Below are 15,195 nucleotides of genomic sequence, written 5' to 3'. Positions count from 1 at the left end.
CGGCGCCCGCTATCCAAGCTAGCGATCGGCGACCAGGCGCTGGTTGACCGTGGGGAAATCCAGGACGTCCCCACCGTGCTCCCGCGCCTGGCGTTCGGCCTGTTCCTTGAGCAGGAAGGCCGTCAGCTCGCCCTGCGCGTTACGCACGAACCAGGCCTGATTGGCTAGCAGCTTGATGCCGCTCCCGGCATCCTGGGCATAGAGGGCGCGGATGTCCTTGCCCTCCTTCTCCAAGGCGGCCAGCGCCTTGAACGCGGACTCGGGCGAGGCGTAGTGCCGGACCTTGGGTTCGCCGCGCACCCAGATCTGCGCCAGGCGCCTGGTGTCGGTGAGGGGCTGGCCGGTCAGGGCGTCGCGGGTGTCAACCGGCAGTGGCAACGGCGCGTAGTTGGCCAGGGCCTGGTCATAGTCGCGGCCCGCCTGCTTGAAGGCCGCCCTGAGGTACTGGTCATCGACGAAGCGGTCCACGTCCAGTCCGCGATCGGTGCGTTTGAGCAGCTTGAGCGTGGCGATGGAGGTGGTGATCGCCTGGCGGTACTCGGGTTTCCAGGTCAGGTCACGGGTCTGCAGCCCCAAGGGACCATGGAAGAGGTAGCTCACCTCGGCCTCGATGCCGGTGACCTTCTCGATCAGCTCGCTGTACTTCTCCGGCTCGGCGGCGAACAGGCGGTCGGCTTCCAGGGCGGCGCGCAGGTAGGCAGTCACCACCTCGGGATACTTGCGGGCATAGTCGGCATCGACCAAGGTGCCGTGGAAGGTCGGGGCGTTCGCCTGGGAGCCGTCGTAGATCTTGCGGGCGAAGCCACGGTTGGGGAACAGCTCGGCGAAGGGCACGAAGTCGGCGTGGGCATCGATGCGGTTGCTGCGTAGCGCCGACCCGGCGATCTCCGGCGCCTGGGCGATGATGCGCACGTCCTTCTCCGGGTCCCAGCCCTGGGCCGCGACCGCGCGGAGCAACATGCCGTGGGCGGTGGAGGCGAAGGGCACCGAAATGGTCTTGCCCTTGAGCTCGGCCAGCGACTGCACGGGCGACGTCGCCGGGACCACGATGCCGTTGCCGTTGCCGCTGCCACGCACGCTGCCCGAGAGGACCGAGATGAACAGGCTGCGCTTGCCGGCATCGAGGTGGGCGACGCCATTGAAGGAACCGGGGAAGTCGGCCATGGCGCCGAAGTCCAGCTTGCCGGCCACCATCTCGTTGGTCAGGGGTGCGCCGCTGGTGAAATTCTTCCACTGGATGTCATAGGTGACGTTTTGGTACTTGCCGTCCTTGGGCAGGTAGCGATCCAGCAGGCCCAGCTCGCGGATGAGTAGACCTCCCGTGGCGCAGTTAATGGTGGTGTCCTGGGTGCCGATGGCGACGCGGAGGGTTTCCGCCCGGGTGACCAGGCTCAGGGTAGCCAGCGCGAAGCCGGCCAATGCGAGATGCAGGCGCATGTTGGGATGTCCCCTCGAATCGATGAAGTGAGATCGTCTCCGCCGCCAGGTCCTGTGGTGGGAAACGAGGGGTGTAGCGACAGGTGCCCGGTGTGAGCGGGCAGCGCGTCCGGGGTCACCGGATGGCGCGATGTCTTCGCGGTAGGAAGACCGGAAAGCAGCGGCTCAACGCAGCAGGTAGGGAATCTCCACCCGCACGGCACCGGTTGGGCAATCCTTCTCGCAGGGCATGCAGTACCAGCATTCGTCGAAGGCCATGTAGGCCTTTTGGGTGGCTGGATTGATGGCGAGCAGGTCGAGGGGGCAGACGTCGACGCACACGGTGCAGCCCTTCTCGGCGATGCAGAGTTCTTCGTCGATGGTCACCGGGGCGTTGCTACGCAGCAGGATGTCTTGGGGACGATAGGCCATGGCCCGGTTCTCCTTAAATCGTCAATTCAAGCGGTACGGCTAGGCGACGTCGCGGCGGACCCGCAGCTGGTCGTAGGCCTGGTTGTCCGTGCCATCCAGCGGAACGACGTAGGGCTCCACCGGCCGGGTGAAGCTGCGCATGGTTCCGTCCGCCGACTTGTGCAGGTGGCAGTGCTGGAACCAGTCGGCGTCGTTGCGTTCGGGGTAGTCGACCCGATGGTGATAGAGCCCCCAGCGGCTCTCCTTGCGGAACAAGGAGGCGCGCGCGGCCATCTCGGCGCAGTCGCGGATCACACTGACTTCCAGGGCGCGCATCAGCTCGTGGGGATTGTGCGCCTTGAGCTGATCCAGGTCGGCACCGATGGCCGCGATGCGTTCCAGGCCGATCTCCATCTTGCGTGTCACCTTGGGCGGTTGCAGGTAGTCGTTCACCATCCGCCGCAGCTTGTATTCCACCTGGGCCGGCGGCAGTCCGTGGCTCCGCTCCAGCGGCGCATAGACCCGCGCCCGCTCGCGGCTCACCTGGGCGTCGTCCACCGGGGTGAAGTCCCGATCGGCCACGTAGTCGGCGGCGTTCTCGCCGGCGAACCAGCCATAGGCGAAGGCGCCGAGCATGTAGTTGTGCGGTACCGCCGCCATGTCGCCGGCGGCGTAGAGGCCCCGCACCGAGGTCTCGGCGCGCTCGTTGACCCAGACCCCCGAGGCGGAATGGCCTGAACAGAAACCGATCTCGGAGATGTGCATCTCCACCATGCGGCTGCGATAATCGGTCCCGCGCCCGGCGTGGAAGCGTCCACGGCTGGGCCGCTCGTTGCCGTGGAGGATCTGCTCGATGGTCTGGATGGTCTCCTCGGCCAGGTGATCGAGCTTGAGGAACACCGGACCGTTGCCACCTTCCAGCTCCTGGTGGAATTCCCACATCATCTGCCCGGACCAGTAGTCACACTCGATGAAGCGCTCGCCCCGGCCGTTGGCCGTGTACCCACCCAGGGGACCGGTTACGTAGGCACAGGCCGGGCCGTTATAGTCCTTGATCAGCGGGTTGATCTGGAAGCACTCCAGGTTGGCCAGCTCCGCCCCGGCGTGGTAGGCCATGGCGTAGCCGTCGCCCGCATTGGTCGGGTTCTCGTAGGTGCCCATGAGGTAGCCGGATGCCGGCAGACCCAGACGGCCCGCCGCGCCGCAGCAGAGAATCACCGCCTTGGCACGGATGACGTGGAAGTCCGCCGTGCGACTGTCGAAGCCCAGGACGCCATTCACCGCACCCTCCGCATCGGTCAGCAAGCGGGTAGCGATGACCCGGTTGGTGATCTCGACCCGGGCGCGCTTGAGCTGCCGGTAGAGCACCTTCTTGATGTCGTGGCCTTCCGGCATGGGCAGCACATAGGCGCCCAGGTGATGGACCTTCTTCACCGCGTAGTCGCCGGTCTCGTCCTTCTCGAACTTCACGCCCCAGCGGTCGAGCTGTTCCAGCGTGGCGAAGCTGCGCCGGGCGTAGGCGTAGACAGTGGCCTGGTTGACGACGCCATCGTTGGCCAGGGTGATCTCGCGGGTGTACTGCTCGGGAGTGGCGTACCCCGGGATGATGGCGTTGTTCAGGCCATCCATGCCCATGCTGATGGCGCCGCTGCGCTTGACGTTGGCCTTGTCCAGCAAGAGCACCCGCAGGTTGCGGTCCTTTTCCTTGGCCTTGATGGCCGCCATGGGACCGGCAGTGCCACCGCCGATCACCACGATGTCGTATTCGCGTTCCAGGGTTGGGTTGTGGCTCATGGCTGGCTCCGCTGGCGGTCGGTACGCAGGCGATACTGGAAGGCGTCGCCGCGGTAATAGAGGTGTTCGAAATCCAGTGGGGTGCCGTCGGCGGCATGGGTGAGGCGCTCGATACGCATCACCGGTGCGCCCTCCTCCACGTCCAGGGCCCGGGCCAGCTCGGCGTCGGCGAGGACCGCATCGATGGCGAGCTCGGCGTGGCCCAGTTCGATGCCGCAATCGTTCTCCAGGATGAGGAAGACATCGCGGGTGACCAGGTCGGCCTGCTCCAGCCGCTCGCCGAGTGCCCGCGGGACATAGGTCACCTCGAGCGAGATGGGCGCCCGGTTGACCAGGCGGACCCGCTTGAGCTGGGTGATGGGAGCGCCTTCCGCCAGCCCCAGTCGCTGCGCCACCAGGGTCGAGGCCTCCAGGTGTTTGCAGCTGATCAGCCGATTGATGACCTCGTAGCCCCATTGCGACAGGGATTCGCCCAGGCCCTGCAAGGTGCTGACGTTCTGGAAGGCCTTGGGCTTGGCGACGAAGGTGCCCTTGCCATGGATCTTGAAGATCAGGCCCTCCTTCTGCAGATCACCCAGCGCCTGCCGCACGGTGATACGGCTGACGGCATAGGAGGTGCCAAGCGCGGCCTCTGAAGGCATGCGACTCAGCGGCGGAAAGGTGCCATCGAGAATCTGCCCACGCAGCCGTTCTTTGAGCTGTTGGTAGAGCGGGACGGGTGAAAGGTTCAGAGGTTCGGACATGGCCTGGGCTTACTTGTCATAACGAGTTATGACGTGCATCTAACCATCCAGGCCCTCTTGAGGTGAAAGATCGTTGGGCTATATCCATAAGATATTAACGATGGTTGGACGGTCCAAGGCATTCCAGACGCTGGTCCAGCGTGGCCTATCTGACAATGGGTATCGGGTGCGGACGGGCACCGCGCTCAGCGCTTGGCGCTTGGCGCTTGGCGCTTGGCGGTTTTCGGTTTTCGGTTTTCGCGGCGGACTGCGGCTAGCCCCGCCCTCTTCCGCTTTCGGAACCGTTCCTTCGACAGGCCGAACCTTGACAACGGTTGTTTCTGGGCGGCCGGCTCGCTCCTCTCTCTTGAGGCACCTGGTCACCTTTAGGCCAAACACGCCTGCCATGGCGGCGCACCAACTGCTGGGCCAGCTCCGCCGCCGTTCGCAGGTCAATTGGTCGGTGAGCTGCTAGAAGCCAACGGCATGTCCATCCCTCCGACTATCGCTGGCCGCAACGTAGCCATGATCGCGATCCTCCGACAGCCGCCAGATGAACTGACCCGAGCCAAAATCCATATAGGGATCTTCGACCGACTTGAGCCTGTGGCCCAGTGCCGCGAGACCCTCGACTGCCGAAGCGTTCATGCTTGCCTCCAGGTCCACGGAAGAGTCTCGATTCACTTTCCAACGGGGTGCATCGCAGGCGGCTTGCGGCTGCTGACCATAGTCGAGCATGCGCACCAGCGTCTGGACATGGCCCTGGGGCTGCATATCGCCACCCATTACCCCAAAGCTCATCTGCGGCCGCCCTGCGCGCGTGAGGAAGGCCGGGATGATGGTATGAAAGGGGCGTTTGCCAGGAGCAACGACGTTGGCAGACCGCGGATCACTGGAGAAGCCGGCGCCCCGGTTCTGCAGACTGACACCATAGCCGGGAACTACCACCCCCGACCCAAAGCCCATGTAGTTGGACTGGATGAAGGACACCATCATGCCGTCATCGTCTGCGGCGCTTAGATACACGGTTCCCCCGGCCTTGGGTATCCCGGCGCCAGGGATCTGCGCCCGACCTGGATCGATGGCCTTGGCCCGCTCCTTCAGGTAGCCCGGATCGAGCATCTGCTCGGGGCTAACTTCCATGCTGCGCGGGTCGGCGACGTAGCGATAGACGTCGGCGAACGCGAGTTTCATGGCCTCGATCTGCAGATGCTGGGATTGCACCGAATCCACCGGCAGCGACGCCATGTCGAATTGCTCGAGTAGCCCCAGTGCGATCAACGCAGCGATGCCCTGGCCGCTCGGCGGGATCTCATGCAATTCGTGACCTCGATAGCCCTGGCTGATCGGCGTCACCCATTCCGGCTGATAGTCGCGTAGATCCGCCGGGGTCAGGGTGCCCCCAGTGGCCCTTGCGTGTTCGAGAATCGCCTGGGCGATCTCGCCTTCATAGAAGGCGCGCCCGCCTTGCTCGCCGAGCAGCCGCAAGGTACGGGCCGCGTCGGCGAAAACGAACTTCTCACCGGTACCAGGGGCGCGTCCGGCCGGCATGAAGGTATTGGCGAAGCCAGGCTGATCTCGCAACTCGGGAACTGCCGCGGCCCACTTGTGCGCCACGATTGGAGCGAGGGTCACGCCGCGCTCGGCGACCTCCGCTGCAGGGGCCAGCACCTCGGCGAAAGGCCGGCGACCGAAGCGCTCGTGCAGCGCCGCCCAGCCGGCGACCGCTCCCGGAATAGTCACCGCATCCCAGCCTCGCACGGGCCGCCGCGCATGACCCTGGCCGTCCTCGCCATAGCGCTGCCGGAAATAGTCTGGCGTCCAGGCAGCGGGTGCCGTGCCGGAAGCGTTCAGGCCATGTAGTTGCTGGCCATCCCAGAGAATGGCAAACGCATCGCTGCCCAAGCCGCAGGAAACCGGTTCAACCACGGTTAGCATGGCCGCGGCAGCTATTGCCGCGTCTACGGCATTGCCACCGGCGAGCAACAGCCGGACGCCAGCCTGAGCGGCGATGGGGTGCGAGGTGGACACCACGTTACGCGCAAACAATGGAATGCGGATGGTGGGATAGGGGTTACGCCAGTCGAACATTGGAATCTTCTCCGTCAAGGTGTGCCGCGCCGGGCGGCGCCAGGCTCCCAGAAAACAACCTGCCGCTGCAGCCAACGGATACCCTGGGTCCCGCCCAGGCCGATAACTGCCAGCAAAATGACCCCGGAAAACATCGTCGCCAGGCTCATGCTCACCGAGCTTGCGGCGATGAGGTAACCCAGGCCGCGCTGGGCCGATAGGAACTCGCCGACCACTGCACCGATAAGGGCAAGGGACACGCCAATCTGCAGGCCGGCGAAGATGTCGCCAGCGGCCGCTGGCAGCTTTACATGCAACATGAGGTACGGCCGCGAGGCCGAAAAGGCGCGGCAGGCCTCGAGCAGATCGGGGTCGGTCCGACGCATACCGTTGATAGTGTTGACAAAAAGCGGAAAGAAGCAGACCAGTGCCACCAGAATGACCTTGGACGCCATGCCAAATCCGAACCACACCAGGATCAGGGGTCCCAGGGCAACCTTGGGCGTAGCCTGCAGGCCTATGAGCAAGGGATAGACGAAGCGCTCGAAAGTCCGCGATTCCGCCAGCAGTGCGCCGAGCAGGACCGCCAGTAAGCAGCCAATGGCGTAGCCGCTGAGCATTTCTCCGAGGGTGGCACCGACATGCGGCCACAGGCTGCCATCAGCGAATCCCTTGACCAAGGCGGCCTGCACCGCCGCCGGCGACGGCAGCAGGTAATCGGGAATGGTAAACAGGCGGATCGACAGGTCCCATGCCAGGATAAGCAGGGCCAGGCTGATCAGCGGATAGAGGATGGGTAGTAGTCTACGCATGAACAAAATGTCTCCTGAGTTGCTGGCAGAGCCCATTGAATTCAGGAGTGGCAAGCGTGTCCGGCGTCCGCGGGCGCGGCAGCGCGATGTTCACGGTGTCGACGATTCGCCCAGGCGTCGCCGACATCACCACGACCCGATCGGCGAGGAATACTGCCTCGGGAATGCTGTGGGTGATGAACAGTACCGATTTGCGTTGCCGGCTCCAGATGCGCTGCAGTTCCAGCGTCAAGCTTTCGCGAGACAGTGCATCCAGCGCGGCGAAGGGTTCGTCCATCAGCAACAGGGCGGGATCGTGCAGTAGCATGCGGGCGATACCGACACGCTGTTGCATACCCCCGGACAGCTCGAAGGGATAGTCTTTCGCGAAAGCGGCCAGCCCAACCAGCTCCAGCAAGGCCGTGGCTCGCTCCAGCGCCGCGGCTTTGGGCAGATTCAAGGTGCGGGCAGGCAACAAGACATTGGCCAGCACGCTTTGCCACGGCAGTAGGTTAGGTCTCTGGAACACCACACCGGTCTGCCGGCTGGGCCCGGCGACTGAGATACCCCGCACCTTGACTTCGCCGGTGCTCGCGTCGAGCAGACCGGCGGCGAGCTTGAGCAATGTCGACTTGCCACACCCGGAAGGCCCGAGTACAGCGACGAACTCGCCTTCGGCGATAGTGAGGTCTACACCATCCAACGCCTGGATCCGGCCGCGCCGGGTTGGGTAGCTGAGCCCGACGCTATGCAGGGCGAGTGCCGCCGTCATGGGTGGTGCTCCTGCGACGCCACGGCCTCGGCGAGAAACTCCAGTACGCCCTCCCAGCTCAGGCGGCTGGCGCGGGCATTACTGGCAGGGCTGCCGCCGCCGCTGATGAGCACTCCGGCCACCGGATGGACCTTGGCGATCTGGGTAGCGGGAACGAAGGGGATGCCTATGGCATGGCCCGCGCCTTCGTGACACAGATGCCTTACCGGCCAGGGATGCCTGCTGGCCGTCAGCTCAGCCTGGATACGAGCGCTGTAGGTACTGGAAGGCCAGAAACCATCGTCGGTACCTGAGATGAGCAGGATGGGACCGGCGATCCGCTCCACGGGGATGCGCGCCGCCGCCACGCTCTTGGCATGACCATCGACAGCGACGAAGGCCGCCACCTGGCGAATCGGTGCCCCTTGGACGGGCGCTACGTCGAAGGCCCGCCAATCGGCCAGAGGGTTGCCCTGCCAGACGTTACGCAGCGGCTGGTCGCGCCAGGTCCAGGCTGGCGCATCACGCGGTTCTTCCGGCTGCCCTGCTCTCAGGGTGCCATGCACTACCGCGCTGGGTACATAAGCGATCACCGCACGGATCCGTTCGGGGAAGGTTGCGCCAAGCAGCAGGGCCAGCTCGCCACCTCGCGACAGCCCGGCGACGGCGATAAAATTCCGGCGTGGCCGCAGTTCCCGTTGCGCCCAGGCAAGGGCATTCTCGAAGTATTCGAGGGGTGTGGCTGACAGATAATCAGGCCGGCCCGGCGCCTTGAAGTAGGCTAGGGCGAAGGCGGTGTAGCCATGCGCGGCATAGAGCGCGGCTCGCTGTTCCGGTGTCCCCCCGCCGGATCCATTGAGGACGATCACCACGGGATGCGGTCCGCTGCTCGCGGGGGTGAAGACCGTCCCCGACAGTCCTTCCTCTCGGATCTCCCGACGCTCGACACCAGCGGCGAGAAAGTGCTGGACCAGGCGTGCGGTCGCCGTGGCACCGCGCGCATCCTCGACGACCAAGGTCAGGGTCCGTGGCTCGAGGCTATTCTCGGCCTCCGCCGTTGTGGGCGCCCCCACCGGATTCAGCGACCAGATCGGCGCGAGCGGCTCGCGAGTCTGCCAGTCCCCCCCGATGGGCAGGTGAGCCTCAACGTCGAGCAGCCCATCGTCACCGATTGCGAAGGTCGCCTCGCTCTGCCAGCGGCTACCATCCGGATAGTCGAGCCAGGTGCCAAGACGTGCGGGGCCTGGTGCCAAGCCCCGCACGCGGATGTGCCGGGCCTGGTCGATCAGGCCTTCGCGGTGATCAATATCGAAGACCGGGCTCATTCCGCCGCCTCCGCCCGATGACGCAGGGCCTCGTGGTCGAAATCATTGAAGGCGGCGACGAAATCGTTGGAAAAGATTTGCTCCAGCGGCACATCGGCACTACGGATCTCACCGCTCTCGGCCATGGCTGCTACCGCTCGCCGAATAGCCGGCAGGTCATACTGGCCGGGCGTGCGGGGACGGCCATCGGCGAAGTACAGGGTCCGCTGCAGACGGCGACTGAGCAGCAGGCGAGCCTCTTCCAGGCCCTTGCCCTCGGCGTCGGCCGGCTTGCTCTCGGGATGCTGACGCCAGAAGGCCCGGACACAGAACGTTGGATTCGCCTCGCAGACGTATTGCGCCTCGGTGTAGGCCCGACCGAATCGACGGATTAGATCAGGGTGCTTGGCAAAGGTCTCTTCATGGGCGATGAAGCCATTGCCCGGCGACTCCTGGAACACCTCGGGATAGGCGATCCGGCGGATTGCCGTGCCGGAGGACTCGAGCATGTCGCCCCAGCTGCTGTTGAAGTTCAATGCATCCACCTGGCCACCGCGCAGTGCCTGGAACCCCGCACCGAGCGCGCCTACGGCGACGAACTCGACGTTCGCACCCGGCTCCAGGCCGGCCAGGCGCAAGGCAGCGCGGCTATTCGGCAGGGTGCCCCAGGTAAGGGCGCCCACGCCGATCCTATGCCCCCTGAGATCCTCCAGTGTCTTTACCGGCGAATCCGCCAAGACCTGGTACTCCATGGTCTGGCTGGGGACGCCATTGTAGAAATAGCGAAGCGGCAGGGGGTCCTTGCCATTGAGGTAGCTGGAGATGACGGGCTCGGCCACCGGGAAACCGAAGGTCACCCGCTGGCTGGCGACCTGGGGCAGCAGGGTGCCGGCGCCCTGGAAAACCAAGGTCTTGACCGCCAGTCCCTGTGCGGCGAAGAGCCCCAGTTCTTCCGCTGCGGCGTAGGCCGCGCCATCGTGGACGGCGGGCGGAATGGCCAGCGCGACGGTAACCTCATCCAGGGCTTGCGCCTGGCTGGCGACGGCGCTGCCCAGGGCGAGCCAGCAAATGAATGCCAAACGCATGGATACTATCCTCGGGGGCTGAAGGTAGCGAAGGTCTCGCGGGCGAGGCCCTCTAACGGGAGGGACTGACGTGCCCTTTCTCGCAGGGCGCGCCGATCGACCTTGTGGGTGGCGGCGAGCGGTAAGCTGTCGAGCGGCCATACCCGGCGCGGATGCTGGTAGGCCGGGGCTCGCTCCAAGACGAACGCTTTGAGCTCGTCCTCAGTCACCGTGGAGCCTGGCCGCAGGACGACAAAGGCCACTGGCTTGCAACCCTTGATCTCGTCCTCGACCGGTACCACACAAGCCTGCTGCACCGCGGGATGGCGCTCGAGCAACTTCTCGACCTCGCCCGGATAGATGTTCTCGCCCCCGCTGACGAACATGTCGTCCCGGCGACCGACGAAGGTGTAGAAACCCTGGGCGTCGCGACGGAAGACGTCACCCGTCACGTAGAAGCCGTCTGCGGTGAAGGGCGAACCGAGGTCCGGGCGCCGGTGATAGCCCGACATCAAGCCAGGGCTCCTGAGTTCAAGCACCCCCTCCTCCGCCAATTGGCCGTCGGCCGCGCGCAGCCGCACCTCTACCTGGGGATGGGCATGGCCAACCGCGAGCGGTGGCGCTGGCAGCCCCTGCGGATGAGGTCCGAAGACCACCGGCCCACCTTCGGTGGTGCCATAGGCATTGATGACCCGCGCGTCGGGCAGCAGTTGCTGGAGTTGTCCGAGTAGACTGCTGCTGACCGGCGCGGAGCCCATCCGTACCACCCTCACCGAGGATAGGTCGCTGCCCGCCAAGAGGCTGCGCTCGCGCAGGAGCATGGCAATCATGGGTGGCACTGCCGTGAGCCAGGTACAGCGATAGCGCGCGATGGCCGTTAGGTAAAGGTTGGCGCTGAATTGCGGCAGCAGGATGGCAGTGGCACCACTGGCCAGCGTCAATAGACTCAGGGCCAGAGCATTCATGTGATACAACGGCGCGGCGATCAGCGTTCGCTCCTCGGATAGAGGGGTAGCCTGCAGGCGGGAACGGACCACCCACAGCTGAGCGGCATGGCTGAGCACTACGCCCTTGGGACGTCCCGAGGAGCCCGAGGTGTAGAGCATCAGCGCGGGATCCGTGGCGCCGGGGCGGAAGGCCGTGAAAGCTCCCGGCTCGGCGAACGTGCTGAGCGCCGCCGCTTCCAGTGAGATCGTCGGCAGCGGGGGGGCGTCCGCGGCGTGGGCCGCATCGCAGAACAGCAGCAGTGCGCCGCTATCAGCGATCACCTCATGGATCAAGGCCCGGGGAAAACGATGATTGATCGGCACCGCGACCAGGCCGGCACGGAGGATGCCAAGGATGGTGGCGAGGCTGGCGATGGAATTGAAACCGAGCAGGGCAATCCGGCTGCCTGGCGGCATGCCGCGGGCCGTGAGCGAACGGGCGATACCATCGGCCAGCGCATCGAGTTCGCCGAAGGTGCTACGGGTCTCCCGGCCACTGTCATCGAGACTGATGAACGCCAGGCGCGACCCCGGGCTGCCGGGGCCGACCACCCCGCCGAGATTGACGGTGTCGGGACTCACGGCTCGAACTCCAGCAGGGTTTCGAAACGCGGCAAGCCCACCAAGAGGCGCTCGCCCGCTCGTTGCCAGGGGAGCTGCAAGGCAGCCGCGCGGCGTTGCAGCTCCGCGACGTTGCCTCCGCGCAAGGTGATGGCGGCGAATCTTTCGGGACGCCGACCGCCGCCGGGATCGAAACCGGCCAGGTGCTCCCGCCAGCGAGCCTCGTCGAGCACCTCCACGGCGAAATCGCCGGTGAAACGGCCGAGACGCTGGTACTCAGCCGCCGCGCGTCGAGGATCGGTGCTGAGCACCTTGAGCCGCGCCACGCCATGGACGCCATTGGCATGCTCGATCCACTCCGGCCGCCATACCAACTCCGGGGTCTCGTGGTGGCAGAAGTACACCCGCCCCGCCTCGAACTGCCCCGGCGCCAGGCGAACCGTGGCGAAACGGGCCGTGTGATCCGCCCCGTCGATCGGCACCGGTCGGGAGAAATGCTGCACTTCCTGAACCACGAATCCTTGGCGCTGTAAGTCCGCGTACGTCTGGTCGGGATCGGCGCTGGCCAGCACCAGGCCATCGAGTCCTTGCGGACTATCCAGCAACTCCTGGCGGAGCCATTCGCCATTCGGCGGCAGTCCGATGAGCTCGATATAGCCGGCGCCGAACATGAGCAGATGATTGATCGAGCCCAGCGTGTGATGCCCGCGCGGTGTCAGGGTGAAACCCAAGCCGGCAAACAACCGCGCGGCCTCGTCGAGCTCGAAGCGCGCATTGATCACCAGATGATCGAGGACGGCGCGCATGCTCAACTCCGGGGCGCCGGCGTGGCATAGACGCCACGGCCGCTGGCGACCAGTTGGCCCTCGGCATCGAATACCTGTGCCTCCGCCACCGACACCAGCTTGCCATGTTTGATGACCGTCCCCTTGACCCGCAGATCGCCTCGGGCCGGACGGTGGTAGTCGACCCGCAGGTCGATGGTAGGGACACCCTTGCCGGTACGGGCGACAAGTGCCCAGTCTGCGGTCAGATCCACCAACGCCGCGAGCACACCGCCATGGGTATAGCCGCCGTCAGGGTTCACCACCCAGTCTTCGCGCCAGCGCGCCGTGAGTTCGATACCATCGGCACTGACCGCCAAGACTTCGAGGCCCAGCCAGCGATGGTAAGGGGCTTTGAGCAGCCGCGCTTGAATATCGGCGGCGCTCGGTAGAGACGTATCGGTCATGTGCAAAATCCTCTAGGGGTGCCCACCGGGGCGCTTGGCCGGGATGGAGCGATTGGCGCTCAAGGCGCGACGATCACCTTGCCCAGCACCTCGCGGTCCTGGATAAGCGCGAGGCCCGCGGCCGCCTGTTCCAACGGCAGTACGCGGTCGATCAGGGGCTCTATGCGGCCACTGGCGACCAGTTCGAGTAGGCCGACCAGATTGTCTTCGTAGAAACTGTTCGAGCCTTTGATGTTGAGTTCGAAGCTCCAGACGTAGCGCAGGTCTTCCTGGGGCGCATGGCCGGCGGTAGCGCCGCAGACCAGCAGAGTTCCGCCACGCTTCAGGCACTTGAGTGAAGGCACCCAGGTATCGCCGCCGGTGAAATTGATCACTACGTCCACCCCGCCGTCGTGGGTGCGGCGCTGGGGCTTGCCATAACGGGCGATGGCCCACTTGGAAAAATCCGTTTCCCGATAGTTGATCACCTGGTCGGCGCCCAGCGCCCTGAGTCGTTCGCCCTTCTCCGCGCTACCCGCGCAGGCGATGACCTCGGCACCCAGCAGCTTGGCGAGCAAGACGCAGGCGGTGCCCACGCCACCGCTGGCGCCGAGGATCAGCACCCGGTCGCCCGGCTGCACGGTGCCATGGGTGACCAACATACGATGCGCCGTACCATAGGCCACCGGCAGAGCGGCCGCCTGGGCGAAGCTCACTGCCGCAGGAAGGCGGATCAGCTGCCGGGCATCGACCCGGGCGTACTCCGCCATGCCGCCGTCGACCATTTCTCCCATCAGACCAACATCGGGCTTGAGCGGATTGACCAGCACCCGGTCGCCCGGCTGCCACCCGGCCACCCCCTCGCCCACCGCGATGATAGTGCCGGCGAGGTCCAGGCCGATGATCACCGGTAGCGGCACCTTGATACCCGGCATGCCCTTGACGGTGAAAACATCGTGATAGTTGAACGACGAGGCGCCCACGCGAATCACCACGTGGCCGTGATCGGCCACGGGGAGCGGCTTGTCGGTGACGACGCGCAGACGGTCGAGATCGCCGTGCTCGTCGAGTACAAGGGCTTTCATGGTCTTGCTCACAGGTAGTGGGTCTCCGCTATCAATGGATGTGCTTGGCACGGGTATAGGGCTCAGTGGCGAACAGCGCGTCCTGCAGTTCGCCTTTGATCAGGCCACCGTCGACGAAGACGGCATGCTGGCGCCTCAGGGTTTCGAGATCGGCTGGCTCGAAGGCGACGCGGTTCATCGCCTCCCATTGGCCGACATAGATGCGGGCATCCTTTTCCGGCAGGTTCGCGCTTTGCTTGAGGATCTCGACGACCTCGTCCGGATGCGCCTTGCCCCAGGCCAGGGTGTCGCGCAAGGCAGCGATGACCCGGGCCACGGCATCGGGATTGGCGTCCACCAGCTTGGCGCTGGCGGCCCCTACGCCGATGTAGGGCACCGTGGTGGACTGGGTGAGCGCCTGCCACTCCTCAGCGAAGCTGGTGAGTCGCCGTAACTTGAGTTCGCCGTCGAGCTGGGCGATGGTCACCGAACGGAGCGCGGCGCCGTCCACTTGATCTTGCGCAAGGAACTGCGCCAGCCGTGATTCGTTGCCACCTACCAGCGCGAAATCGGCACTACCGATGCCGTGGTTGCCTGACAGCACGGCACTGGCAATGGCTGCCACCGAGGAGCCAGCGGGCGACATGCCAATCTTTTTGCCCTTGAGCTGGTCCAGCGACCGCACGGGTGAATCGGCCGGCACCACGAACTGCACGTCAGCCGGTTGGGTGGCGGCGAAGATCCGGATCGGTACCCCCTCCGCCGCCGTAGAAAATACGCCGGCGAGCGGCGCGCCGAAAGCCAGGTCGATGGACCCAGCCGCCAACGCCCTTAGCGGGGCGTTGACGTCGGGAAAATGGACGAATTGCGCCTCGATGCCGCGCCGAGTTAGGAAATCCTTGGCTTCGAGCACGGCGCCGTAGCCCAGGCTCACACCGCTGGTCCAATAGCCGATTCGGATCTGGTCGGCCGCCTGCACCAGCGGCGGCAAGATCGCAGCGATGGTCAGCGCGGCGGCGGCTAGAAATTTGCGCATGCGTATGCTCCTTGC

General features: G+C 65.3%; 14 protein-coding genes. All 14 read right to left on the bottom strand.

All coding sequences use genetic code 11. The annotated features are described in order from the left end of the window. Positions 1-18 precede the first annotated feature (18 nt). Entirely contained in the window at positions 19-1,437 is a 1,419-nt protein-coding gene (locus FSV73_RS01315; RefSeq protein WP_145002749.1) for an ABC transporter substrate-binding protein, read from the bottom strand. A 165-nt stretch (positions 1,438-1,602) separates the two neighbouring features. Next, the gene (locus FSV73_RS01310) at positions 1,603-1,848 is read right to left on the bottom strand and encodes a 4Fe-4S dicluster domain-containing protein (protein WP_145002748.1); all 246 of its coding nucleotides are present in this window, start codon (positions 1,846-1,848) and stop codon (positions 1,603-1,605) included. Between the two features lie 39 nt (positions 1,849-1,887). Beyond that, the gene (locus FSV73_RS01305; RefSeq protein WP_145002745.1) at positions 1,888-3,621 is read right to left on the bottom strand and encodes a fumarate reductase/succinate dehydrogenase flavoprotein subunit; all 1,734 of its coding nucleotides are present in this window, start codon (positions 3,619-3,621) and stop codon (positions 1,888-1,890) included. After that, the gene (locus FSV73_RS01300; protein WP_145002742.1) at positions 3,618-4,364 is read right to left on the bottom strand and encodes a GntR family transcriptional regulator; all 747 of its coding nucleotides are present in this window, start codon (positions 4,362-4,364) and stop codon (positions 3,618-3,620) included. Before FSV73_RS01300 ends, FSV73_RS01305 begins: the two co-directional genes overlap by 4 nt. 450 nt (positions 4,365-4,814) lie before the next feature. Next, positions 4,815-6,434, bottom strand: a complete 1,620-nt coding sequence (locus FSV73_RS01295) for a gamma-glutamyltransferase family protein (protein ID WP_186309134.1) — start codon at positions 6,432-6,434, stop codon at positions 4,815-4,817. Positions 6,435-6,448: 14 nt separating this feature from the next. After that, positions 6,449-7,225 (bottom strand): ABC transporter permease, encoded by a 777-nt coding sequence (locus FSV73_RS01290; protein WP_145002739.1) that lies wholly within the window; start codon positions 7,223-7,225, stop codon positions 6,449-6,451. Next, a complete protein-coding gene (locus FSV73_RS01285; protein ID WP_145002736.1) occupies positions 7,218-7,976 on the bottom strand; it encodes an ABC transporter ATP-binding protein in 759 nt (252 codons plus the stop codon). Before FSV73_RS01285 ends, FSV73_RS01290 begins: the two co-directional genes overlap by 8 nt. Further along, the gene (locus FSV73_RS01280; RefSeq protein WP_145002733.1) at positions 7,973-9,280 is read right to left on the bottom strand and encodes an acyl-CoA thioester hydrolase/BAAT C-terminal domain-containing protein; all 1,308 of its coding nucleotides are present in this window, start codon (positions 9,278-9,280) and stop codon (positions 7,973-7,975) included. The genes FSV73_RS01285 and FSV73_RS01280 overlap by 4 nt, the downstream gene beginning before the upstream one ends. Further along, positions 9,277-10,344: an ABC transporter substrate-binding protein gene (locus FSV73_RS01275; RefSeq protein ID WP_145002730.1), complete on the bottom strand. Its 1,068-nt coding sequence runs from the start codon at positions 10,342-10,344 to the stop codon at positions 9,277-9,279. Before FSV73_RS01275 ends, FSV73_RS01280 begins: the two co-directional genes overlap by 4 nt. A 5-nt stretch (positions 10,345-10,349) precedes the next feature. After that, entirely contained in the window at positions 10,350-11,891 is a 1,542-nt protein-coding gene (locus FSV73_RS01270; protein WP_186309133.1) for a class I adenylate-forming enzyme family protein, read from the bottom strand. Next, entirely contained in the window at positions 11,888-12,676 is a 789-nt protein-coding gene (locus tag FSV73_RS01265; RefSeq protein ID WP_145002727.1) for a VOC family protein, read from the bottom strand. Before FSV73_RS01265 ends, FSV73_RS01270 begins: the two co-directional genes overlap by 4 nt. 2 nt (positions 12,677-12,678) lie before the next feature. Beyond that, a complete protein-coding gene (locus tag FSV73_RS01260) occupies positions 12,679-13,101 on the bottom strand; it encodes a PaaI family thioesterase (protein ID WP_145002724.1) in 423 nt (140 codons plus the stop codon). Positions 13,102-13,160: 59 nt separating this feature from the next. Beyond that, positions 13,161-14,165: a zinc-binding dehydrogenase gene (locus FSV73_RS01255; protein ID WP_186309132.1), complete on the bottom strand. Its 1,005-nt coding sequence runs from the start codon at positions 14,163-14,165 to the stop codon at positions 13,161-13,163. 31 nt (positions 14,166-14,196) lie between these two features. Then, positions 14,197-15,180, bottom strand: a complete 984-nt coding sequence (locus FSV73_RS01250) for an ABC transporter substrate-binding protein (RefSeq protein WP_145002718.1) — start codon at positions 15,178-15,180, stop codon at positions 14,197-14,199. Positions 15,181-15,195 lie beyond the last annotated feature (15 nt).

This window comes from Pseudomonas oryzihabitans (genome assembly GCF_007665395.1).
Taxonomy (GTDB): Bacteria; Pseudomonadota; Gammaproteobacteria; order Pseudomonadales; family Pseudomonadaceae; genus Chryseomonas; species Chryseomonas psychrotolerans_C.
This window is presented reverse-complemented; position numbering and strand designations above follow the sequence as displayed.